12 protein-coding genes and 2 pseudogenes are annotated in these 24825 nt (G+C 66.6%); all 14 read left to right on the top strand.

Going from position 1 to position 24825, the window contains the following annotated elements:
• Nucleotide 1: 1 nt before the first annotated feature.
• The 14 genes and pseudogenes from zomB (at nt 2) to ACIP5Y_RS33305 (ending at nt 24773) form a co-directional block, all read left to right on the top strand.
• The gene (gene zomB / locus ACIP5Y_RS33240; RefSeq protein ID WP_400356225.1) at nt 2–2047 is read left to right on the top strand and encodes a flagellar motor control protein ZomB; all 2046 of its coding nucleotides are present in this window, start codon (nt 2–4) and stop codon (nt 2045–2047) included.
• Between the two features lie 432 nt (nt 2048–2479).
• Nucleotides 2480–3568: an alpha/beta hydrolase gene (locus ACIP5Y_RS33245; protein WP_400356226.1), complete on the top strand. Its 1089-nt coding sequence runs from the start codon at nt 2480–2482 to the stop codon at nt 3566–3568.
• A gap of 308 nt (nt 3569–3876) precedes the next feature.
• On the top strand, nt 3877–4944 hold the full coding sequence (locus ACIP5Y_RS33250) for an alpha/beta hydrolase (protein ID WP_400356227.1): 1068 nt from the start codon (nt 3877–3879) through the stop codon (nt 4942–4944).
• 193 nt (nt 4945–5137) lie between these two features.
• Entirely contained in the window at nt 5138–6184 is a 1047-nt protein-coding gene (locus tag ACIP5Y_RS33255) for an alpha/beta hydrolase (RefSeq protein ID WP_400356229.1), read from the top strand.
• Nucleotides 6185–6358: 174 nt separating this feature from the next.
• Entirely contained in the window at nt 6359–7381 is a 1023-nt protein-coding gene (locus ACIP5Y_RS33260) for an alpha/beta hydrolase (RefSeq protein ID WP_400356231.1), read from the top strand.
• A 353-nt stretch (nt 7382–7734) separates the two neighbouring features.
• Nucleotides 7735–8781, top strand: coding sequence for an alpha/beta hydrolase (locus tag ACIP5Y_RS33265; RefSeq protein ID WP_400356233.1), 1047 nt, complete (start codon nt 7735–7737; stop codon nt 8779–8781).
• A 123-nt stretch (nt 8782–8904) separates the two neighbouring features.
• Nucleotides 8905–10224: pseudogene (locus ACIP5Y_RS33270) on the top strand (alpha/beta hydrolase-fold protein); the annotation flags it as partial.
• Between the two features lie 144 nt (nt 10225–10368).
• Nucleotides 10369–11397 (top strand): alpha/beta hydrolase, encoded by a 1029-nt coding sequence (locus ACIP5Y_RS33275; protein WP_400356235.1) that lies wholly within the window; start codon nt 10369–10371, stop codon nt 11395–11397.
• 138 nt (nt 11398–11535) lie between these two features.
• A pseudogene (locus ACIP5Y_RS33280) lies at nt 11536–13329 on the top strand (alpha/beta hydrolase-fold protein); the annotation flags it as partial.
• 487 nt (nt 13330–13816) lie between these two features.
• Entirely contained in the window at nt 13817–14365 is a 549-nt protein-coding gene (locus tag ACIP5Y_RS33285; protein ID WP_400356237.1) for a DUF732 domain-containing protein, read from the top strand.
• Nucleotides 14362–15342, top strand: coding sequence for a cutinase family protein (locus tag ACIP5Y_RS33290; RefSeq protein WP_400356239.1), 981 nt, complete (start codon nt 14362–14364; stop codon nt 15340–15342). Before ACIP5Y_RS33285 ends, ACIP5Y_RS33290 begins: the two co-directional genes overlap by 4 nt.
• Before the next feature lie 537 nt (nt 15343–15879).
• Nucleotides 15880–17802: a long-chain-fatty-acid--AMP ligase FadD32 gene (gene fadD32, locus ACIP5Y_RS33295; RefSeq protein WP_400356241.1), complete on the top strand. Its 1923-nt coding sequence runs from the start codon at nt 15880–15882 to the stop codon at nt 17800–17802.
• Between the two features lie 142 nt (nt 17803–17944).
• Nucleotides 17945–23176 carry a polyketide synthase Pks13 gene (gene pks13, locus ACIP5Y_RS33300; protein WP_400356243.1) on the top strand — a complete coding sequence of 1744 codons (5232 nt, stop codon included), beginning with the start codon at nt 17945–17947 and terminating at the stop codon, nt 23174–23176.
• A 52-nt stretch (nt 23177–23228) separates the two neighbouring features.
• The gene (locus ACIP5Y_RS33305; RefSeq protein ID WP_400356245.1) at nt 23229–24773 is read left to right on the top strand and encodes an acyl-CoA carboxylase subunit beta; all 1545 of its coding nucleotides are present in this window, start codon (nt 23229–23231) and stop codon (nt 24771–24773) included.
• The last annotated feature ends 52 nt before the right edge of the window (nt 24774–24825 follow it).

The following is a 24825-nucleotide window of genomic DNA, read 5'->3' on the forward strand; positions in this document are numbered from 1 at the left end:
CGTGGTAGAGGGAGAAGAGCGAGGGGAGGGCGCACCGACCGCACAATTGGCGGTCGGTCGCGCCCGACGGCGCGCGGACGGTGCCGCGCGCCGCTTCACGCGACTATCCCGCGCCACGTTCATCGGTGGGATCGTGCTGACCGCGACCCTTTTCGCCACCGGCGCCTGGCAGCGCCGATGGATCGCCGATGACGGCCTGATCGTGCTGCGTACGGTGCGCAACCTGCTCGCGGGCAACGGACCCGTGTTCAACCAGGGCGAGCGCGTCGAAACCAATACCAGCGCGGCCTGGACCTACGTCGTCTGGTTCTTCAGCTGGCTGACCCAGGCGCGACTCGAATACGTGGTGCTCACCATCGCCCTCACCATGTCGGTGGCGGCCATCGTGTTCGCCATGGTCGGCGCGGGCAGGCTGTGGGGCGGAACGTCTTCCGCGCTGCTGGTGCCCGCCGGCGCCATCGTCTACATCGCACTGCCCCCGGCCCGCGACTACGCCACCTCCGGACTGGAGAACTGCCTCGTCATCTTCTGGCTGGGCGTGCTGTGGTGGTGGATGCTGCGCTGGGCGCAGGCCGACCGCGTGCGGCTCGCGAGCTACTTCGGACTGGTGTTCTGGGCCGGACTGTCCCCGGTGATCCGGCCGGAGATGACCGTCATCGGCGGACTCGCGCTGCTCATGGTGTTCTGCGCACCGGTGCCCTCGACGCGGTTGCGGCCGTGGATGTTCCGGGCGCTGGTCGTGGTGGTCGCCGGGCTGCTGCCGCTCGGATATCAGATCTGGCGGATGGGCTACTACGGTCTGCCCTACCCGAACACGGCCGTCGCCAAGGAAGCGGGCGGCGCCAAATGGCATCAGGGCTTCATCTACCTGTGGAACATGGTCGGGCCGTACTGGCTGTGGCTGCCGCTGCTGATCCTGGCCATCGCGGCCGCCGTGGTGGTGCGGGCCCGGCGCGTGACCGGCGGAAATCCGGCCGGCCGCCATGCATTCCGGGTGGGCGAGGACGAAGAGTCCGCACCCGCGGGCCGGAAGGCCCGGCTGCTCAGCCGGATCCATCGCTTCAGCGTGTGGCTGCGCACGCCCGCCGCCGTGGTGACCTTGTTCCCGGTCGGCGGCCTGCTGCTGGTCGTCTTCGAACTGCGCGTCGGCGGTGACTTCATGCACGGGCGCATGCTGCTGCCGCAGCTGTTCTGCCTGCTGCTGCCCGTCGCGGTGCTACCGCTGCCCAAGAGCCTCTTCCAAAGCGGCGAGAACCGGCGACTGGACTGGGTTTTCGTCATCGTGCTGGCCGCCTTCGTCGGCTCGGCGGCCTGGGCGGCGATCGAGGCCAACACCACCGCCATCAAGCTGCGCGGCACCATCGCCGCCAATGGCATTGTGGACGAACGCATCTACTACGTGCTCAACAGCGGGCACGCGCACCCGATCCTGGCCGAGGACTACCTGGACTATCCGCGCATGCGCGCCATGGTCCGCGATATCGCCAACTCGCCCGACGGTGCGCTGCTGCTCAACTCGCCGTCGTTCATGAACTGGTATCTGGATCCGCAGCCCGCACCCGAACCGGGCAGCGACAGCAAGCCGGAACACACCGTGTTCTTCCTGAACCTCGGTATGACCAGCATGAACGTGCCGCTGGACGTGCGCGTCATCGACCAGGAGGGGCTGGCGTATCCGCTTGCCGCGCACACCGATCGGCTCGAAGGCGGGCGGATCGGGCACGACAAGAGCATCTACCCGGACTGGGTGGTCGTCGACGCCGGCATGGTGGACCGGCACCCGTGGATGCCCTGGTATCTCGACGAGAAGTGGGTGGACCAGGCGCGAGTCGCCCTGACCTGCCCGCGGACCCAGGACCTGCTGGCCTCCTCGCGCTCCCCGCTGACCTTCAACCGGTGGCGGCACAACCTGGTGCAGTCACTCGGCTTCGCCAAGTACCGCATCGACCGCGTACCGAAGTACGAGATCGAACGCTGCGGCCTGGTGGACCCCCACCCGTCGGCCCCGGCCATGCCGGTACCCCCGCCGCCGGCGCCGCCGAAGTAGCAGAACAACTGAAGTAGTAGAACAACTCTCGGAACTCTCGGTCGCAAGCCCCTGAAACCCGGGCGGCAGTGAGGCCCCGCGCCCCGAATGGGCGCGGGGCCTCGTGCTTTCAGCGCCCCAGCCCTCGCATCTGCCACAACGGGACGCGGGCCCAATGCTTTCGAGGTGTGCAGGGCCGGGCGCTCACGCCCGGCCTCCTGTTTCGATGCGTCACGAGACCCCGCATCCTGAAAACGGGGTGCGGGGTTTCTTGTTGTTGGGCAATAACGGGTTTGGGGAGGTTTGTAACGTTTATGCTGTGGGATTCCTGTCGGGATCTCGGTTCGGTAACACGTAGGCGGCGGTTACGCGATACGCTCCACGAGGACGCCACTGCGACCCACATGCTATGTGCCGCAACGGTTGTCGCAATACGATCGGGAGGCCGGACGAATGCGGGGCGAGGCTGTGAATGGTGGGGCGCAGACTGGACATGCGCAGGGCAGAAATCCCAGGTCACGGAGTTGGCTGCGGAAGTCGGTGCTGAGTCTGGCACTGGCCGCCACTGTCCCGCTGGGAATCTCGGCGACCGTCTGCGCGGCGCCCGCGCATGCGGCATTCGACAATACGGGGCTGGACTTCTACGTCGACTCGTCGATGGGTCCCATCAAGTCCCGCGTTTTCCGTGCCGCGGACGGCAATACGAACCGCGTGGTCTACGCACTGGACGGTGAACGCGCCCGCGAGGACGACAGCGGCTGGGAACTCGAGACCTCGGTATCGCGCGCACTGACCGCCGCGAACATCAATGTGGTCATGCCCGTCGGCGGTCAATCCAGCTGGTACGCGGACTGGGCCTCGCCCAGCACCTTCCTCGGCCTGCCCGCCGGCACCGCCAGCGGCACCGACACCACCGGCTCCGGCGCCACCCAGGTACTCGCCGGCGGCCCGGGCAAGTCCTACACCTACAAGTGGGAGACCTTCCTCAGCCAGGACCTGCCCAACGCCCTGCACGATCGGCTCGGCTTCAGCTCCACCCGCAACGGCGTGTTCGGCCTGTCCATGAGCGGTGGTTCCGCCCTCATGCTGGCCGCCTTCCATCCGAACCAATTCGCTTATGCCGGTTCGTTCTCCGGTGCGCTGGATCTGTCGCTGCCCGGTATGAAGGACGCCGTCCGGCTGGCCATGGTCGATGCGGGCGGCTACAACATCAATGCGCTCGCGCCCGCGAAGGGTCTCGCCTGGCAGCATCTGGATCCCTTCGAGTTCGCGCCCAAGCTGAAGGCCAACGGCACGCGCCTCTATATCTCCGCGGGCAGCGGCTTGCCGGCCTCCACCGATGCCATCAATGCCTCCACCATCCAGGCCATGGGCATCGAGGCCATCGCACTGGTCGGCACCAAGGCCTTCCAGTCGCGGTACACGGCGCTCGGTGGCGGCAACGTGACCTATGACTTCCCGGCCGTCGGTGTGCACAACTGGAAGAACTGGGAGTCGGAGCTGAATCACATGCTGCCGGATCTCTCGGCCCACATCGGCTGAGTTGATCTTGATATCCCGTGCGCGCCTTCGGCATTCGCCCGATGTGATGGTGGATGCTGAAGTGGCGCAATATAGTTCACGGTAGTGGAGTGATAGCTGATGGATATGGGTCCGCGGGGGCGGAATTCGACTCTCGAGTCATATTCAGGCACTGTGCTGCGCCACATTCCGGGCTGTCAGTGGCCCTCGTCACTTTTGTCACAAACCGATAACGTCCCGTTAGCCCAAACACGATATGGTCGCCGAGACCTCAGCCGTGGTCACGAGCACGCGGTGAGACAGAACGACAGGAAAGGCCGGACAAAATAATGCGAGGCGAGAGACGTCAGAAGTCCCGCGGTTGGCTCCACAGATCCGTGATCGGACTTGCACTGGCGCTACTGCTGCCGTTCGGGGTGTCGGCGGCAATCGCCGCTCCGGCCGCCCACGCGGCACTGGATCCCGACGGGTTCGACTTCTGGGTCGACTCGGCCTCCATGGGCCCGGTCAAGTCCCGCGTCTTCCGCGCGGCCGACGGCAATACCGACCGCGTCGTGTACGCCCTCGACGGCATGCGCGCCCAGCAGGATCTGAGCGGCTGGGAAATCAACACCGACATCGCGCACCAGCTGACCGCCGCGAACATCAACGTGGTCATGCCGATCGGCGGCCAGTCCAGCTTCTACGCCGACTGGAACGCGCCCAGCGCCATCCTCGACCTGCCCGCGGGTTCCGCCACCGGTTCGTCCGGTTCGTCCTCGGGCTCCTCCTCGGGTTCGGGTGGCCTGCAGCTGTTCTCCGGTGGCCCGGGCAAGAGCTACCGCTACACCTGGGAAACCTTCATCTCCCAGGATCTGCGCAATGCCCTGCAGCAGCGGCTGGGCTTCAACCCCAACCGCAATGGCGTCTTCGGTCTGTCCATGGGCGGTTCGGGCGCGCTGACGCTGGCCGCCTACCACCCGGACCAGTTCTCCTACGCCGGTTCGTTCTCCGGCTACCTGAACATCTCCGCGCCCGGCATGCGGGAGGCCATCCGCGCGGCCATGATCGACGCCGGCGGTTACAACGTCGACTCGATGGCGCCGCCGTGGGGCCCGCAGTGGCTGCGCATGGACCCGTTCGTGTTCGCACCGCGCTTGAAGGCCAATGGCACTCGCCTGTGGATCGCGGCCGCCTCCGGTCTCCCCGCGGGTGACCCGGTCGCCTTCTCCACGCTGAACGGCATGGGCCTGGAGGCCCTGGCCCTGGTGAACACCCGTGCCTTCCAGGTACGTGCGGCCAGCCTCGGGCTGACCAACGTCACCTACAACTTCCCGGCCGTGGGCATCCACAACTGGAACAACTGGGCCAACCAGGTAACCCAGATGCTGCCGGACCTCTCGAACAACATCGGCTGAGTCCGATAACCGGATAATTCCGGCAAAAACGAAGGCCCTCACCCCTCCGGGTGGGGGCCTTCGTGCATCACCAGGCGGACTCGCCGCAACAAACGCTCAACACGCCGAGTCGGACGTCCGATACTCGGTGTCTATCGAAGAAGATCAGTTCTGCAGATCAGCGTTCTACTCATTGACGAGAAGGGCTAGGTCGATGCGGGGTCGAGGCTTCAAACGCACAGTGTTGAGCGTCGCTACGGCGCTGCTATTGCCGCTGACCATCGCGGGAATCGAGGCGCCCCCCGCCACAGCGGCACTCAATCTCTCCGGCTTCGACTTCTGGGTCGACTCGGCCACCATGGGTCCGATCAAGACCCGGATCTTCCGAGCCGCGGACGGCAATACCGATCGGGTGGTCTACGTGCTCGACGGTGAGCGCGCCCAGCAGGATCTGAACGGCTGGGAGATCAACACCAATGTCGCCGAGGTACTGCAGAGCTGGAACATCAATGTCGTCATGCCCATCGGCGGCGAGTCCAGCTTCTACGCGGACTGGGATCAGCCGAGCTCCTGGTTCGGCATTCCGCCGGGCGCGGGGTCCTCGGCCACGAACACCGGATCGGGCGTAACCGAGGCGCTCGGCGCCGGTCCGGGGAAGAGCTACCGGTACACCTGGGAGACCTTCCTGACCAATGATCTGCGCTGGGCGATGCGAGATCGGCTGGGCTTCAACCCATATCGCAACGGCGTCTTCGGACTCTCCATGGGCGGTTCGGCGGCGCTCACCCTGGCCGCCTATCACCCCGATGAATACAGCTTCGCCGGTTCCTTTTCCGGCTATCTGAACATCTCCGCGCCCGGCATGCGGGAAGCCATCCGGGTGGCCATGATCGACGCGGGCGGCTACAACGTGGACTGCATGGCCCCGCCGTGGGGTCCGAACTGGTTGCGCATGGACCCGTTCGTCTTCGCACCGACCTTGATCGGCAACGGGACTCGCGTCTGGGTGTCGGCCGGCAGTGGCGCGCCGATGCCGGAGGACCTGAGCATCCCGATCGGTGACGCCGCCGACCGACTCATCCGCGGTGCGCCGCTGGAAGCGCTGGCGCTGGCCAACAGCCGGGCCTTCCAGGTCCGCATGCTGTCGCTGGGCGCACAGAACGTGGTGTGGGACTTCCCCTCCGACGGTCTGCACGCCTGGACCAACTGGCAAGCCGACGCGTACCGCATGATCCCGGATCTGAGCGCGAATATCGGTTAGTCCGAGTCTGTGAAGGCCCTCGCCCCGTCCGGGCGGGGGCCTTCTATCACGATTCGGTATCCCGAGGTGTTTCTCCGGGCGCCACCTCGGTAGCGGGCCTATAGCTAGACGAGCGGCAACAGCTTCTGCATTTCGGCGGTGGTCAATGCTGACCACACTGTGAAAGGCGAGTCGATGCGGTCTGTTCGAGTGCGCGGGCGGTCTGTTCGAGTATGCGAGTGGTTGTCGGGCCGAGGCGGGTTGTTGCGGCGCGCGATGGTGAGTCTGGCATTGGCGGCGAGCCTGCCATTCCTGGCCGCTATCGGCGATGCCCTGCCCGCGCGGGCGTCTTTCGATCCGTCCGGATACGACTTCTGGGTGGATTCCGGTATGGGCCCGATCAAGTCGCGCATCTTCCGCGCACAGGACGGCAATACGCGGCGGGTGGTGTACGCACTCGACGGGTTGCGGGCGCGCAACGACCTTTCCGGCTGGGAGATCGACACCGATATCGAGCGCGTGCTGACCGCGTGGAACATCAATGTGGTGATGCCGGTCGGCGGCGAGTCCAGCTTCTATTCCGACTGGGTGGCACCGAGCAACACCAATGGACAGACCACCCCGTATACCTGGGAAACCTTCCTGACCAGGGATCTGCGTAATGCGCTGGCCGCTCGCCTGGGGTTCAACCCGAGTGGTAACGGCGTGTTCGGCCTCTCCATGGGCGGCAGCGCGGCGCTGGTGCTGGCAGCGTATCACCCGGATCAGTTCCGTTATGCCGCATCGTATTCCGGCTATCTCAATATTTCCGCGCCGGGTATGCGCGAGGGACTGCGCGCGGCGCTCCTGGATGCCGGCGGCTACAACATCGACTCCATGTGGGGTCCGCCGTGGAGCGAATTGTGGCTCCGCAACGATCCTTTCGTATTCGCGCCACTGTTGCGGGACAACGGTACCCGGCTCTGGATCTCCAGCGGTAATGGCCTGCCCGGTCCGCAGGACGTGGTGCACACGCCGATGGATGCCTTCAATGTCACGAATGCGATGGGGCTGGAGACGATAGCGCTTGCGAATACCCGCGCGTTCGAGGCCCGCATGGACTCGATCGGTGCGCGCAATGCGGTGTTCATCTACACGCCGGACGGTATCCACTCCTGGCACTACTGGGCGGATGAGGTGTACCGGATGCTGCCCGACCTGAGCGCCAACCTCGGTTGAGCCGTAAGGGATTTCCCGGCATCGCCGCGACATCACGTGCGATTCGCGATAAGGTCACCGCGACATTACGGTCTACCGTCATGGTGGAAATCGGCCAGCGATTAGCGTGACCTTGCCAACGCCTCGGAAGGTCGAATACTCTCCAGCGAGCGTAAGTGTGACCACACCGTGGAAGCGCTTCGCTCGCATCGAAGTGTCGGGATTCCTTGCGGGTGCTGATCGGGTATGCCGCAGCGGTTTTGCTGTTGCGCCGGCGACTCTGTCGCAGGTGTCAGCGGCTTCGCCGCGCCTGCCCGTTCGACAACTTAAAACACTGCAGTGGACAGGGCTGCGGTAGAGAAGGAGCAGTTTCCATGCGTTTCGGCAGGTCCGCCGTGCCGGCCGGGGTCTCGTCACGCCCGCGCCGCGCGAATCGCGGTTGGCGCACACGACTACTGATCGCCACGGCCGCCGCACTGGCTGTCCCGACCGCCGCACTGGCCACCCCATCGATCGCCTCGGCCGCGCCGGCGTTCGGTATCGCGAAGCGGATGAACCCGGGCGGGTTCGATGAGCTGATGGTGCCGTCCAGCATGGGCCCGATCAAGGTGCAGGTGCGCTGGGCCACGAACGGTGGCGGCTCCGCGGTGTACCTGCTCGACGGTATGCGCGCCCGCGACGATCACAGTGCGTGGAACAACCCGGACGAGGGCAATGCGCCCGGCGTCTTCGCCAATGACGATGTCACCCTGGTGATGCCGGTCGGCGGTCAGTCCAGCTTCTACGCGGACTGGGTGTCGCCGTCGAACACCAACGGCCAGAAGTACACCTACAAGTGGGAGACCTTCCTGACGAAGGAGCTCCCCGACTTCCTCGCCGGCTACGGCGTGGATCGCACCAACACGGCCATCGCCGGTCTGTCCATGGGTGGTTCGGCCGCGCTCATGCTGGCCGCGTTCCACCGTGACCAGTTCAAGCAGGCCACCTCGATGTCCGGCTACCTGAACCTGTCCGCTCCCGGTATGCGCGAGGCCATCCGCATCGCCATGCTCGATGCGGGCCGGTACAACGTCGACGCGATGGCCGCCCCGTGGAGCCCGGCCTGGCTGCGCATGGACCCGTTCGTGTTCGCGCCGCAGCTGAAGGGCCTGCCGCTGTTCATCTCCTCGGGCAACGGTATTCCCGGACCGTTCGATCACCCGGCCTCCGCGGGCGACGTGTTCAACACCGGTAACGCCATGGCCCTGGAGGCGCTGGCGATGGTGAACACCCGTGCGTTCCAGGCTCGCCTGGGACAGCTGAAGATCCCGGCCAACTTCGACTTCGAGGGCGCCGGCACCCACTCGTGGCCGTACTGGCACGACGAGCTGACGAAGGCGCGCCCGGGCATCCTGCAGGCCCTCGGCGTGGCGGGCGCCTGACCTGGTGTTCGACGATTTCCGGATCGTAATTTCATAGCTGTAGAACATGAACCGGCCACCCGTGAGGGTGGCCGGTTCTGTTATGCCTCCCCATGATTCGCGTCGACGGGGTAGAAAACTACTGTGACGCGAGTGGCGAGAGTTGGATGGGGGAGCGGTGGGCGCCGCGCTTGGCTGGCGGCGCTCGCGACGGCCACGGTAGCCCTTCTCACGGGGGGAACGGCCGTTGCGGATCCGGGGGCGGCGCAACCGCCGACCACCCCCGCGATCCGGAATACGGTGTGGCTGAGCAACAGACGCGTGGCCCTGTGGGTGGACTCGCCCGCCATGGGCACGCAGATCCAGGTACAGCTGCTGCTGGCCCGGGAATGGAACAGCAAGCCCGCCAGCAGGTTTCCCGCGCTGTACATGCTCGACGGGCTGCGCGCGACCGACGATCAGAGCGGCTGGACCAAGGATGCGGGGGCGGAGAGTTTCTACGCCGACAAGAACGTCACAGTGGTGCTGCCGATCGGCGGCGCGGCGAGCTTCTACACCGACTGGAAGCAGCTCGACAACAACAAGAACTACAAGTGGGAAACCTTCCTCACCAAGGAATTACCGCCGCTGCTGGATCGCGATTGGCGCACCACGAATGTGCGCGGCCTGGCCGGACTCTCCATGGGCGGTACCGCCGCCATGACGCTGGCGGCCCGCAATCCCGGCTTCGCCCATTACGCGGCCTCCTTCTCCGGTCTGCTCACGCTGACGACTCTCGGTATGCCGCAGGCAATTCAGTACGCCATGCGCGACGCGGGCGGCTACAACTCCGATCACATGTGGGGCACGCCGGACGACGGTGAGTGGCGGGCGCACGATCCCTACGAGCTGGCCGAGAAGCTGCAGGGCACAAGCCTGTACGTATCGAGCGGCAGCGGGCTGGCCGGCGTCTACGACATTCCGTCCGGGATCCCTGGGGTGAGCACCAACTGGGCGGGCATGGCGCTGGAGGTGCTGTCGCGCTTCACCTCGCTGCAGTTCGTGGCGAAGCTGAACAAGCTGAGTATTCCGGTGACGGTGAATTACCGTCCCTCGGGCACGCATTCGTGGCCGTACTGGGATTTCGAGATGCGGCAGTCGTGGCCGCAGGCGGCGGCCGCGCTGGGGGTGGAGGCGGCCAAGCCGGATTGCGCGTCGGCGGGTGCGATTCTGCCTGTGGCGCTGGCGAAGTCGTGGCTGGGGGATTGCCTGACGCCGGAGTATCCGCTGACCGGCGGTGCGGCACAGGATTTCGCGGGTGGCCGGGTGTTGTGGTCGCCGGGCGGGGGTGCGCACCCGGTGGGCGGCATGATCGGTGGCGCGTACGAGGGGTCGGCGGGACCCGGTGGGGCACTGGGCTTTCCGACATCGGACGAAACGCCCATATCTGGCGGGGTGCAGCAGGCTTTCCAGCACGGCATCATCGCCTTTCACGACGGCAGGACCGAGATACACGCCAACGGATAGGGTTACCCGCCGGTTATCTCCGGCCCGCCGGTAGAGTGCTCCGAGTCCCGTGACGCCCGTCACGTTCGGTGTGGATTCCCTGCGGTTCAGGAGCTTGATCTCATGGCAGCACAGGGCTCGTCGTCATGCCCGCGAGTTGGTTCGATCGGTAATACCCCCACCCGGCGCCGGCCGCGCGGCTGGCGGCGCTGGCTCACGGCCGCCGCCGCGGTCCTCACCCTGCCCGCGCTCGCGGGCCCGGCCCTCGCCATGCCGATGCACCCGCTGCACCGCACGCCCGAAGGCGGATTCGAGGAGCTGATGGTCCCGTCCAGCATGGGACCCGTCAAAGTGCAGGTGCAGTGGGCCCGGCACGGCGGCAACGCGGCGCTGTACCTGCTCGACGGGCTGCGCGCCCGCGACGACTTCAATGCCTGGACCTTCGAGACCAATGCCCTGAAGCAATTCGCCGACGACAACATCACCCTGGTGATGCCCGTCGGCGGGCAGTCCAGCTTCTACACGGACTGGCGGGCGCCTTCCAGTACCAACGGCCAGAAGTACACCTATAAATGGGAAACCTTCCTGACCGACGAACTCCCGGCCTTCCTGGAGGGCTACGGCGTCTCCCGCAACAACAATGCGGTGGCCGGACTGTCCATGGGCGGCTCGGCCGCGCTGGCGCTCGCCGCCTACCACCGGGACCAGTTCAAGCACGCCTCCGCGTTCTCCGGTTATCTGAACATCTCCGCGCCGGGCATGCGGGAGGCCATTCGCATCGCCATGCTGGACGCCGGCCGCTTCAATGTGGATTCCATGGCGTGGCCGTGGAGTCCGCAATGGCTGCGCATGGACCCCTTCGTCTTCGCGCCGCAATTGCGCAATCTGCCGCTGTTCATCTCGGCCTCCTGGGGCGTGCTCGGGCCCTACGATCACCCGGATTCGCCGATCGGCATCTTCAATACCGGCAATGCCGTTGCGCTGGAGGCGCTGTCGATGGTGAACACGCTGTCGTTCATGGCGCGGATGAATCAGCTCGGCATCGGCGCGCACTACAACCTGCCGGTGCACGGCACCCACTCCTGGGGTTACTGGCAGGACGAGCTCGCCACCGCGCGGCCGGACATCTTGGCCGCCTTGGGGGTTGCCTGAGGCTTCCCCGTAGGTTGCCTGAAGTGTGCTGAATAGCTGCGATTCCCGCGCGTCGCACCCCTCGATCGCCCGATCGAGGGGTACAAAGCTTGTGTGGTCAGAGTTGTTCGTGGGACGAAGAGGGCGCGCCTGCGTTGGATGGCATGCGCCGCCGCGGTCGTGTTTCCCCTGTCCGCGGGCACTTTCGCGGGAACCGTCCCGGCGCAGGCCGCACCGGACGCGCCACCGAGCGCACCCGCCACCATTCAGAAACTGGTGTGGCTCACCGACCGCCGGGTGGCGATGTGGGTGAATTCGCCCGCCGCCGGCGGACCCGTGCAGGTACAGATGCTGCTGCCGCGCGACTGGGGCGCCAAGCCCGATGCCAAATTCCCCGTGCTGTTCCTGCTCGACGGCCTGCGCGCCACCGACGAGGAGAGCGGCTGGACCAAGGACGCCGGCGCGGCCGGCTTCTACGCCGATAAGAACTCCCTGGTGGTCCTGCCCATCGGCGGCCAGTCCAGCTTCTACACCGACTGGTTGAAGACCGATAACGGCCGCAACTATCAGTGGGAAACCTTCCTCACCAAGGAACTGCCGCCGCTGCTGGAGAGTCAGTGGCGCGCCACCACCACCCGCGCCGTGGCCGGCCTGTCCATGGGCGGCACCGCCGCCATGATGCTGGCCGCCCGCAATCCCGGCTGGGTCAAGAGCGCGGCCTCCTACTCCGGCTTCCTCACCCTGACCACCCTCGGCATGCCGCAGATGGTCAACTTCGCCATGCACGATGCGGGCGGCTACGACTCCAATGACATGTTCGGCCCGCCCGGCAGCCCGTTGTGGAAGGAACACGACCCGTACGAGCTGGCCGACAAGCTCAAGGGCGTCGCCCTATATGTCTCCAGCGGCAGCGGTGTCGCGGGCCCGAGTGACGCGCCCTCGGATCTGCCCGGCATCACCACCAATTACGCGGGCATGGGCCTGGAGATCCTGTCCCGCTTGAGCACCCAGAACTTCGTGGCCAAGCTGAACAAGCTGACCATCCCGGTCTCGGTGAATTACCGTCCCTCGGGCACGCATTCGTGGCCGTATTGGGATTTCGAGATGCGGCAGGCCTGGGCGCAGACCGCCACCGCCATGGGTGTGGACGGCACGCCGCTGGACTGCAAGGTGGGCGGTGCGATCGCCGCTGTCGCGCAGGGCAGCAACTGGCTCGGTGACTGCCTCAGCGGCGAGTACCAGGTGCCGAACGGTGTCGTCCAGGACTTCCGCGGCGGGCAGGTGTACTTCTCGCCCACGGTCGGCGCGCAGCCGGTGGCCGGTGCGATCGGCGGCACGTATGCCGGGCTTTCCGGTGCGGCAAGCGGTTTGGGCTTCCCCACCGGTGGGGAACGACCGCTGCCGGACGGCCGGGGCCGCTTCCAGGGCTTCCAGAACGGTTCGATCTATTGGACGCCGCAGACCGGCGCGCAGCCGGTGCGCGGCGCCATCCTCGACACCTGGGGAAAGCAGGGCTTCGAGCGCGGCCCCGCCGGTTACCCGAACGGCGCGGAGGCGAGCACCCCCAATAAAGACGGTGTGGTGCAAGGTTTCGAGAACGGCCCGATGTACTTCAGCGCCAAGACCGGCGCGCATATGGTGCAGGGCCTGATCCTCAGTAGGTACGCCCAGCTCGGATTCGAGAACAGCCCTTACGGTTTCCCGGCCGCCGACGAGGCTCCGCTCAAGGATCTGGGCCGGTACACCCGCTTCGAGGGCGGCAATATCTATTGGAGTCCGCTCTCCGGCACCTGGGGCGTCCGCAACGGCCCCATCATGGATGCCTGGGGCGCAATCGGATTCGAGAACGGCCCGCTCGGCTACCCCGTGGCCGATGAGGGCCAGAATCCCAATGGCGACCTCCAGCAGAACTTCCAGACCGGCACCGTCGTGGTGCACGACGGCAAGGCCCAGGCGTTCGGCCTCGACGGCCGCCCCATCACCCCGGCCGCCCCGGTGGCCCAGCCGATAGCGCCCGCCACCCCGCCGCCCGCGGGAGCGCGCCCGGAAACCCCGCAGCCGGTGCCCCAGCCCGCCGCGCAGTGGCCGCTGGCCCCGCAACCCACTGCCCCGCAACCCACTGCGCCGCAACCGGTTCCGCCGCCACCCGCCGCGGCACAGCCCGCGGTGCGGCAGCCGGTCGCCCCGCCGCCCCCGGCTCCGGTCCCCCCGGCGCCCGCGGTCCCGGCCGCGCCCGTGGCCCCGCCGGAGGCGCCGCCCGTGGATCCCGGTCCCGCGCCGATTCCCGCGCTCGGCCCGGAAGTGCGTCCCAACTGACTCGATTCGCATTCCACAGCATGAGAACTGCATGAGGTTCCGAATTCGGGGGCGGACGCGCGGGCCGGTTGCCAGTAGCCTGGGGGCGACCTTGTGCCCGTAGACAGATATAGGAAGCGAATAAATGCAACGGATGCGTGGAAAGGTTTTCGGCGTGGTGGCCGCCGTCGCGGCCGCTGGACTGCTCGCGGCCTGCGGTAACAACGACTCGACCGCGACCAGCACGCCGACGCTGACCAAGACCACGTCCGCGACTTCTGTGGCGCCCACCACTACCGCGGGTGGCGACACCGGGTCGGGCCAGCCCGCACCGCAGAGCACCCAGGACGCCGCGCCTTCGGACACCTCGACCTCGACTCCCGAGCGTCCCGCGCCGGTGCCGAGCCAGTTCATCACGCCGCCGAGCGGTTCTCCGGCCTTGTCCGACAAGGAGAAGACCTACATCGACGAGCTGAAGAAGGCGGGTCTCAACCCGGGCTCCACCGATATCGCCATCACCGCGGGCAATCTGGTGTGCCAGGGCAAGGCCGAGAACGCGCCCCAGGATCAGATCATCACCTACGTCACCGCCATCGCCGGGTCCGATCCGTCCTTCGATCCGTCGAAGATGTCGGTCGATCAGGCCGGCAAGATCTACTACGACGTCGCCTCGAAGAGCTACTGCACCAAGTGACCACCCGACGCCGCTCCCGACGCCGGTCGAAACCGGCGGGTTGCCTGCTGCTGATCGCCGCCATCGTGATCGTCGTGATCGTGGCGCTGCTGCTGTGGTACCTGCTGGCCGGCCGGCTGCGGTTGCCGGGTCCCAAGCCCCCGGGTCCGACCCGTCCGACCTCGCAGCCGGCGTCCTGCCCGGATGTGCTGTTCCTGTCGATTCCGGGCACCTGGGAGTCGAATTCGAACGATGACCCGTACAACCCGACGGCGAATCCGAATTCGCTGATGTTGAACATCAGCAACCCGGTTCGGGAGAAGTTCCCGAACGAGCGGCTCGAGGTCTACACCGTCCCGTACGTGGCGCAGTTCTCCAACCCGGTCGCGATCCCGCCGGACGGGCAGTCCTCTTACAACAACAGTCGTTCCGAGGGCACGCAGCGCGCCAACGACAAGCTTGCTGCCACCTACCGCCAATGTCCGCTCACCTCTTACGTTCTGGTGGGCTTCTCGCAGGGCGCGGTGATCGCGGGGGATGTGGCCGCGCAGATCGGCGCGGGCAAGGGCCCGGTGCCGCAGGATCTGGTGCTGGGCGTGATGACCATCGCCGACGGCCGCCGCGACGAGAACGGTGCGAATCCGCCCACCGAGGTCGGTGTTTCGCCGCCCGGTGTGGGTGCGGAGGTGGCGTTGAAGGGCCTGAACGTGCCGGGCATCACGATGACCGGTCCGCGTGACGGGGGTTTCGGTGCGCTCGCCAATCGTTCATTCACTATTTGCGCGCCGGGCGATCTGATCTGTGATGCGCCGCGGCAGGCGCTCAGTCCCCTGAACATCATGGGCAGTCTCAATACCCTGGTCCGGGCCGCCGGCAACCCCGTGCACAGCCTCTACAACGGCGACCGGGTCGAGTCCGACGGCACCACGGCCACCGAGTGGACGGTCAACTGGGCCGCCGGCCTCATCCAGAACGCCCCGCACCCCGCCCACAGTTGAGCAATCGCTTACGTCCACGGACAGAGCCCCCAGTTTCGGGGTCACGTTGTAAGGTACTGCGCACCGGCTTGTCCGGTGCCGCAGCACAATCCGGACAAGCCCAGGAGCACGGTATTCATGACAGCAGTCGCCGCAGGGTCGGTGCTGTGCGGGATGCCTCCGGTCTCGTCCGGTGTGGTTCTCGGCACAGGCCGGGAAACCGCCGAACCGACCCGCCGGGTGCGGCAACTCACATCCGTGTCGGGCGCCGGGGGTATTCCCCACCCACATGGACACTTGACCACCGGTGATCCCGGTGTAGCAGACCGAGTGAGCTGGGATATGTTCGGCTGCTCCGGCGCATGGCCGGGCGGCTCCTCTGTAACATGTCTCTGGTTTGAGAACATCTAGCCAATAGACGGTCACCGCGCAGACCGCAACAAAATTCTGCAGGTTGGCTCTCGCACGGAGCTTCCGCGGGCGAAGAGAGTCGGGGCCTCACAGGTAACAGCGGCGTCAGCCGTCTCATGCCGCGTGTGCCTCGGAGGAGAAGAAGGAATGGACGAGACTTTCGACGATTACCTCGACGAAACGGGGAACATCACGATTCCCGAGGGGCGCACCCTCGTCGACTACGTCGAGAAGCACACCCACGGCAACGACGCCAATGATTTGGCGTACCGCTACATCGACTACTCACGTGAGCGCGACGGTGAGTATCAGGACCTGACGTGGAGTCAGTTCGGCACGCGGCTGCGCGCGGTGGCCGCCCGACTGCAGCAGGTGACCAAGCGCGGCGATCGGGTCGCGATCCTGGCACCGCAGGGGCTGGATTACGTCATCTCCTTCTTCGCCGCCATCTACGCGGGCACCATCTCCGTGCCGTTGTTCGATCCGGACGAGCCGGGTCACACCGACCGGCTGCACGCCGTGCTCGGCGACTGCACCCCCTCGGCGATCCTGACGGCCAGCTCCTCCGCCGCCGGCGTCCGCCAGTTCTTCCGCTCGCTGCCCGCCGCCCAGCGGCCGCGCATCATCGCCGTGGACGCCATCCCCGACAGTGTCGGGGAGTCCTGGGTGCGCCCGGACATCGCGGTGGACGACATCGCCTACCTGCAGTACACCTCGGGCTCGACCCGGACCCCGGCCGGTGTGGAGATCACCCACCGCGGGGTCGGCACCAATCTGCTGCAGATGGTGAACGCGCTCGACCTGAACTGGAATTCGCGCGGCGTCACCTGGCTGCCGCTGTACCACGACATGGGTCTGCTGACGGTGATCCTGCCCGCGGTGGGCGGTAAGTACATCACCATCATGTCGCCGTCCTCGTTCGTGCGGCGCCCGTCGCGCTGGATCAACGAGCTGGCCGCGGTCTCGGACGGCGCCGGAACCTTCGCCGCCGCACCGAACTTCGCCTTCGAGCACGCCGCGGTCCGTGGCCTGCCGAAGAACGGTGAGGCGCTTGATCTTTCGAATGTGCTGGGCCTGATCAACGGCTCCGAGCCGGTGACGGTCGCGTCGATGAAGAAGTTCAACGAAGCGTTCGCCCCGTACGGCTTGCCCAAGACCGCCATCAAGCCCTGCTACGGCATGGCCGAGGCCACCCTGTTCGTATCGGCCACCCGGCACGAGGACGAGGCCAAGGTCATCCATGTCGACCGCTACGAGCTGAACGCCGGCCGGGTGGTCAAGGTCGAGCCGGGTTCGGAGAACGCGATCGCGCAGGTGTCCTGCGGTTACGTCGCCTTGTCGCAGTGGGCGGCCATCGTGGACGACCAGTCCATCGACTCCCCGGAGGGCGCGGTCGAGCTGCCCGAGGGCCGGGTCGGTGAGATCTGGCTGCACGGCAACAACATCGGCATCGGTTACTGGGCGCGTGCCGAGGAGACCCAGAAGACGTTCCGCAACAAGCTGGTCAACCGCCAGGAGACCGGTTCGCACGCCACCGATGTGCCGCTGGACGGCAACTGGCTGCGCACCGGCGACTACGGCGTCTATGTGGACGGCGAGCTGTACATCACCGGCCGCGTCAAGGACCTGGTCATCGTGGACGGCCGCAACCACTACCCGCAGGACCTCGAGTTCTCCGCCGAGCAGGCCTCGAAGGCGCTGCGCCCCGGTTTCATCGCAGCCTTCGCGGTGCCGGCCAACCAGCTGCCGCCGGAGGTCTTCGAGCAGGGCAGCCACTCCGGTCTGCAGTTCGACGCCGACGATGCCTCCGAGCAGCTGGTGATCGTGGCCGAACGCGGTCTCGGCGCCGGCAAGGCCGACCCGGGCCCGATCGCGGACGCGGTGCGTGCCGCGATCTCCTCCCGCCACGGCGTCACCGCCCGCGACATCCTGCTGGTGCCCGCCGGCTCGATTCCGCGGACCTCGAGCGGCAAGATCGCGCGTCGCGCCTGCAAGGCCGAGTACATCGGAGGCACACTGCGTGGGGGTTACACGCAGCAGGCTTTCCCCGATGCACCAGAAGAGGAGTGAGGGAAACCCTCACGGTGAATGGCGCGAGTCCTTCCGGCTCGCGCCATTCATGCTTATCGCAGCGCCGCTCTCGGCGGAACGGCGAGAATCTCAACAACATAACTGCCGCGCACCCTACGCAGACAGGTAGCTTGAGGAACTGATGGCTGAGAACGAGGGCACGCCCCCCACCCAGAAGACCGAGAACGCCCGGAGCGAAGCGGAGACTCCGTCCCCGACCGGCACCGACATGTCGGTGGCGGACTTGCGCGAGTGGCTGCGTAAATGGGTCGCGGACGCGACCGGGCAGCCGATCGAGAACATCACCGCGGACCGGCCGATGGACGAATTCGGCCTGGCCTCGCGGGATGCGCTGGCGCTGGGTGGCGATATCGAGGAACTGACCGGTGTGGTGCTCAATCCCACCATCGTCTTTCAGCACCCGACCATCGAGTTGCTCGCCGAGCGAATCATCAACGGCGAACCGGACGTTCCGGACGAGGCTGCCGACGAAGCGTTCTACACAGCCGGTTTCGAGCCGGGCGAGGCGCACGATATCGCCATCGTCGGGTTGTCCACGCGTTTGCCGGGTGCCGGGGACACCCCGGAGAGCACCTGGGATTTCCTGATCGGCCGCGGTGACGGCATCAGCGATCTGCCCGACGGCCGCTGGGACGAGTTCAAGGGCGACGCCGGCATCGCCGAGCAGATCGCGAACGCCCAGACCAAGGGCGGCTACCTGCCGCAGGACGTGGTCAAGGGCTTCGACGCGGAGTTCTTCGCCATGTCCCCGATCGAGGTCGAGCGGGTCGATCCGCAGCAGCGGCTCATGATGGAGCTGACCTGGGAAGCCTTGGAGCACGCCCGGATTCCGGCGAACGAGCTCAAGGGTGAGCCGGTCGGTGTGTTCGTCGGTTCGTCCACCAACGATTTCGCGTTCATCATGGCGCAGTCGCTGGGCGCTCCCCGCGATCCCAATGTGCCGTTGTCGGCCGAGGCCTATGCCTTGATGGGTGCGTCGAACGGCATCATCGCCAACCGCGTCTCCTACTTCTACGACTTCCGCGGCCCGTCGGTCACCGTCGACACCGCCTGCTCGGCGACCCTGGTCGCGGTGCACGAGGCGGTGCGCGCGCTGCGCACCGGCGATGCCGATCTCGCACTCGCGGGTGGCGTGAACATGATCCTGGCTCCGGTGGCCTCGCTGGGCTTCGACATCAATGGCGCGGTCGCCAAGAACGGCCACATCAAGGCCTTCTCGTCCGATGCCGACGGCATGGTGCGTTCCGAGGGCGCGGGTCTGGTCGTCCTCAAGCGGCTCACCGACGCCGAGCGTGACGGCGACAAGATCTACGCGGTGATCAAGGGCTCCGCCGTCACCAACGACGGTCGTTCCGCCGGCTTGTTCGCGCCCAGCGTGGATGGGCAGGCCGAGGCCCTGCGCCGTGCGTACCGGGACGCGGGAATCGTGCCCACGCAGGTCGACTACATCGAGGCGCACGGCACCGGCACCCCGATCGGCGACCCGATCGAGGCCGAGGCCCTGGCCCGGGTGGTCGGCCGCGGTCGCGACGCCGACAAGCCTGCGCTGCTGGGTTCGGCCAAGACCAACTTCGGTCACCTGGAGTCGGGCGCGGGCGTGCCCGCCCTCGCCAAGGTGATCATGGCGTTGCAGCACAACGTCATTCCGCCGAACATCAACTACGCCGGACCGAGCCCGTTCATCCCGTGGGATCAGGCGCATCTGAAGATCGTCGACGAGCCGACCGAATTCCCGCGCTACAGCGGCATCGCGACCATCGGTGTCTCCGGTTTCGGTTTCGGTGGCACCAATGCGCACGTCGTCATCCAGGAGTACGTGGCGCCCGCTCCGGCCGCGCCCGCCGCCGCGTCCGTCGAGGATGCGCGCGAGGACCTGAGCCTCGAGGAGCAGTTGGACGACGAGGCCACCGATGTGGTCTCCGAGGCCGAGCGCATCGTGGAATCCGCTGCGCCGGAACCGGAGTGGAGCCGCGACGAGCCACTGCCGGTCATCATCCCGGTGTCCGCGTACCTGCCGTCGCGCCGCAAGCGCGCCGCCGAGGATCTGGCCGATTGGCTGGAATCCGAAGCGGGACAGGCGACTCCGCTCGCCGATGTGGGCCGGGCGCTGGCCAAGCGGAACCACAACCGTTCGCGCGGTGTGGTCATCGCCAAGACCCATGAGGAAGCCGTCGCAGGTCTGCGCGCCATCCAGGAGGGCAAGCCGGGTAACGGCGTCTACACCGCCGACGCCCCGGCCGCCAAGGGTGCGCTGTGGGTGATGGCCGGTTTCGGTTCGCAGCACCGGAAGATGGGCAAGCAGCTCTACACCGAGAATTCGATCTTCCGGAAGGCCGTCGACCAGGTCGACGAGCTGGTCGTCGACGAGGCCGGATACTCGGTCAAGGAAATGATCCTCGACGACACCATGGATTGGGATATCGGCACCGGTCAGGTCGGCACCTTCACCATTCAGGTCGGTCTGGCCTCGGTGCTGCGTGCGCACGGCGCCGAACCCGAAGGCGTGGTGGGTCATTCGCAGGGCGAGGTCGCCGGCGCCTACATTTCGGGCGGACTGCCGCTCGAGGACGCGGTCCGGGTCATCTGCGCGCGCTCCCGGCTGATGGCCGAGGGCGAGGCCATGCTGACCGATGATCAGGTCCGCAATATGGCCCTGCTGGAGTACAGCGCCGAGGACATCGAGCAGCTGAAGTCCGAGTTCCCCGACATCGAGGTCGCGATCTACGCCGCGCCGACGAACACGGTGATCGGCGGTGTGCCGGATCAGGTGCAGGCCATCGTGGCGCGCGCCGAGGCCGAGGGCAAGTTCGCCCGCGTGCTGCCGACCCGCGGCGCCGGCCACACCTCCCAGATGGATCCGCTGCTGGGCGAGCTGGCCGCCGAGCTGGCGGGCATCGAGCCGACGAAGCTCAAGCGCGACCTGTACTCGACCTCCCACCAGGACGCCGTCTACCGGGCGGGTCACGCCCCCGTGCACGATGTCGACTACTGGACCGGGAACATGCGCGGCTCGGTGTACTTCACCAATGCCATCCGCCAGGCCGTGGACGCGGGCATCACCACCTACCTGGAGCTGGCGCCGCATTCCGTCACGCTCATGCAGGTGCTGGGCACCACCTTCGCGGCGGGCGTGCACAATGCGGCGCTCATCCCGACCCTGAAGCGCAAGGAAGATGAGGGCGCCGCCGTCATCTCCGCGCTGGCGCAGCTGTACGTGCAGGGCCACAAGGTGGATCTGCCCTCGCTGCTGCCCGCCGGTGACTACGCCGACGTGCCGCGTACCGCCATGATCCGCAAGGAATACTGGCCCAAGACCGGTGCCGGCCTGTCCAATTCGGGCAACTCCCGGGTCCCGGGCGCGCATGTCGCACTGCCCGACGGCCGTCACGTGTGGGAGGTGCAGGCATCCGCCGTCACCGACCTCGCCGCGCTGGTGCAGGCCGCTGCCGCACAGGTGCTTTCGGAGGTCACGCTCGGAGCGACGGTGGCGCACACCGCGATTCCGGCGTCCGGCACCCTCACCACCACGCTGACCCCGCACCTGGGTGGCGCGTCGGTGTCCGTGCACGCCAAGGAGGGCAATGCCTTCCGCGCACTGTTCGACGCCGTCGTCAGCTCGGCCGCGCCGCTCCCGGAATCGACTGTGGCGCAGCCGGTCGCGGCCGTAGCCGCCGCCCCGGCCACCGCGGTCGAGGTGGTCGCGGCCGCAGGTGAGCGCTGGGATCCGAAGGGCAACCAGACGATCGAGCAGCGCCTGGCGCTGATCGTCGCCGAGTCCATGGGCTACGCCGTCGAGGACCTGCCCATGGAGATCCCGCTGATGGAGCTGGGTCTCGACTCGCTGATGGCCATGCGCATCAAGAACCGCGTCGAATACGAGTTCGATATCCCGCAGCTGCAGCTGCAGGCGGTCCGCGACGCGAGCCTGCTCGAGGTCGGCAAGGTGCTGCGCTACGCCATCGAGCACCGGGATCAGCTGCAGGAGCTGGCCGATCGCCAGGCCGCCGGCGAGGACATCTCGGTCGATGCCGATTTCATCGCGTCGGCCCGTGCGGCCGTGGCGGCGGGTACCGACCCGCTGGCAGCCCTGCCGCAGGTCGAGGCGTCGACCGGCACCACCGCGCAGACCAAGGCCGACGAGCTGGACGCGGTGACCGATGACGTGATCGCCGAGGCCACCGAGATCACCGAAGAGGCTGCGGGCGATCAGGCTTCGACCACGACCCCGGCCGACTTCGAGGCCGCGCCGCCGGTGGCCGGGACGGATAAGGACAACGTCCCGCCGCGTAACGGTCCGGAGCGGCTGGCCTTCGCTACTTGGGCGCTGGTGACCGGGAAGTCGGCGGGCGGTGTCTTCAATCCGCTGCCCGAGATCGACGACGCCACCTTCGAGAAGCTGGTGGCCCGGCTCTCCGAACGGGTCAAGGCGGAGGTCGATCCGGCCGAGGTGCGTGCCTGCAAGACGGTCGAGCAACTGGCCGAACTGGTAGAGCGGTTCCAGGGTCAGGGTTCCGATGTCGAAGGCTTCGTGCGCACGCTGCGTGCGAAGGACGCCGGATCCGATGCCCTGCCGGTTTTCGTGTTCCACGCCTCGGGCGGCAACACCCTCGTGTACGAGCCGTTGCTGAATCGTCTTCCGGCGGGTACTCCCATGTACGGCCTGGAGCGGGTCGAAGGCACCATCGAAGAGCGCGCACGCCAGTACATTCCGGAGATCCGCAAGCGGCAGCCGGAGGGCCCGTACTTCCTGTACGGCTGGTCGCTGGGCGGCGTCTTCGCGCTGAAGGTCGCGCAGATCATGCGGGACGAGGGTGCGGACGTACGGGTCGTCGGTCTGATCGATGTGGCAGTGCCGACCGAGCCGTACGACAATTCTCCCGAAGAGCGGGTCGCGCGGATCCGGCGGTACCAGTCCTTCGCGCAGAAGACCTACGGTTTCCAGGGCGAATTGGATGACGAGCAGCTGGAGGAATTGGCGGCTGCGTCCGATGCCGAACAGATCGAAATCATCCTGGAGCTGATCAAGTTCGCCGGGGTGGACATTCCGGGTGGCGTGATCGAGCATCAGCGCACGTCGTTGATCGACAGCAAGGAACTGCAGAAGCTGGCGCCGTCGAAGTACGACGGCCATGTCGCGCTGTACCTCGCGGATCGCTACCACGACGGAATGATCGAGCTGGAGCCACGTTTCGGCGATCGGCTGCCGAACGGTGGCTGGGAGGAGCACATGTCGGATCTGGAGGTCGTCCATATCCCGGGCGATCACATCCAGATCATCGACGAGCCGCGTATTGCGACGATCGGTGCGCACCTCACCAAGCTGCTGAACGAGAGCGACACCACCGCGAAATAGCATCATCGCGAATCAGGTTCTGCGAAAGTAGGTTTTGCCGAAAGGAGAACTCTTGAGCACCACCGCCGAGAAACTCGCCGACCTGCGACAGAAGCTGGACATCGCGAGGGAACCGGCGGGGGATGCTGGAGTTGCGAAGCGGGCCAGGAAGGGTATTCCTTCGGCCCGCGATCGGATCCAGATGTTGCTGGATCCGGGGTCGTTCGTGGAAATCGGTGCGCTGGTGCGCAATCCGGGCGATAAGCAGGCCTTGTACGGCGATGGTGTGGTGACGGGTCACGGGCTGGTCGAGGGCCGGCCCGTGGCGGTGTTCTCGCATGATCAAACCGTGTACGGCGGTTCGGTCGGGGAGATGTTCGGCCGGAAGGTCGCGGGCATCATGGAGTTCGCGGCCAAGGTGGGGTGCCCGGTGGTGGGTATCAATGATTCCGGTGGCGCGCGGGTGCAGGAGGCGGTGACCTCGCTGGCCTGGTATGCGGAGCTGGGTCGCCGGCAGGAGCCGCTTTCCGGTCTGGTGCCGCAGATTTCGATGATTCTGGGTAGTTGTGCGGGTGGTGCGGTGTATGCCCCGATCAATACCGATGTGGTGGTGGCGACCGAAGAGGCGTACATGTTCGTCACCGGTCCCAAGGTGATTCGTGAGGTCACCGGCGAGGATGTGAGCCTGGAGGAGCTGGGCGGCGCCCGCAGTCAGGCCGAGTACGGCAATATCCATCATGTCGCGAAGGATGAACGGGCGGCGTTCGATTGGGTGCGTGAGTATCTGAGTTATCTGCCGTCGAGTTGCCAGGAGTTGCCGCCGATCGTGAATCCCGGTCTGGAGCCGGAAGTTACGGAGTCGGATCTGGAGCTGCGCGGGTTGGTGCCGGATGCGGACAATGCCGGTTACGACATGTACGAGATTCTGATCCGCATCTTCGATGACGGCGCGTTCCATGAATTCGGTGAATCCGCGGGGAAGAACGTGATCTGTGGTTTCGCGCGGGTGGACGGCCGCACGGTGGGTGTGGTCGCGAATCAGCCGCTGGTTTATGCGGGTGCGCTGGATGCGCGTGCTTCGGACAAGGCCGCGCATTTCGTGCGGCTGTGTGACGCTTTCGAAATCCCGCTGGTGTTCGTGGTGGACACTCCGGGTTTCCTACCCGGGGTGGAACAGGAGAAGATCGGCGTGATCAAGCGCGGCGGTCGTTTCATCTTCTCGTTCGTGGAGGCCACGGTGCCGAAAGTGACCGTGGTGATTCGTAAGTCGTACGGCGGCGGTTATGCGGTGATGGGTTCCAAGCAGCTCGGCGCGGATGTGAATCTGGCCTGGCCGACGGCCCGTATCGCGGTGATGGGTGCGGAGAGCGCGGTGTCGTTGATCGGCGCGAAATCGCTGGATGCGGCGCCCGAGGAGCAGCGGGCCGCGATGCGGCAGCAGATGATCGATTTCTACAACGCGACCATCGCGACGCCCTGGGTGGCGGCCGAGCGCGGTTATATCGATGCCGTGATCGACCCGTCGTCGACCCGGTTGGAGATCCGGCGCGCCCTGCACTTGCTGCGCGGTAAGAAACTGGCCCGCAACCCCCGCAAACACCACCTGCTGCCCTTGTGACCTGGGTGTGACCGGTGCGGCTCGCCGATTGTGGCGAATCGACCGGTCACCT

The sequence above is a fragment of the Nocardia sp. NPDC088792 genome (assembly GCF_044750615.1).
In the GTDB taxonomy this organism is placed as follows: domain Bacteria; phylum Actinomycetota; class Actinomycetes; order Mycobacteriales; family Mycobacteriaceae; genus Nocardia.

Coding starts and splice junctions, on each gene's coding strand:
- ACIP5Y_RS33245 (WP_400356226.1), top strand. CDS start 2,480: ATGCGGGGCGAGGCTGTGAATGGTGGGGCGCAGACTGGACATGCGCAG.
- ACIP5Y_RS33250 (WP_400356227.1), top strand. CDS start 3,877: ATGCGAGGCGAGAGACGTCAGAAGTCCCGCGGTTGGCTCCACAGATCC.
- ACIP5Y_RS33255 (WP_400356229.1), top strand. CDS start 5,138: ATGCGGGGTCGAGGCTTCAAACGCACAGTGTTGAGCGTCGCTACGGCG.
- ACIP5Y_RS33260 (WP_400356231.1), top strand. CDS start 6,359: ATGCGGTCTGTTCGAGTGCGCGGGCGGTCTGTTCGAGTATGCGAGTGG.
- ACIP5Y_RS33265 (WP_400356233.1), top strand. CDS start 7,735: ATGCGTTTCGGCAGGTCCGCCGTGCCGGCCGGGGTCTCGTCACGCCCG.
- ACIP5Y_RS33275 (WP_400356235.1), top strand. CDS start 10,369: ATGGCAGCACAGGGCTCGTCGTCATGCCCGCGAGTTGGTTCGATCGGT.
- ACIP5Y_RS33285 (WP_400356237.1), top strand. CDS start 13,817: ATGCAACGGATGCGTGGAAAGGTTTTCGGCGTGGTGGCCGCCGTCGCG.
- fadD32 (WP_400356241.1), top strand. CDS start 15,880: ATGGACGAGACTTTCGACGATTACCTCGACGAAACGGGGAACATCACG.
- pks13 (WP_400356243.1), top strand. CDS start 17,945: ATGGCTGAGAACGAGGGCACGCCCCCCACCCAGAAGACCGAGAACGCC.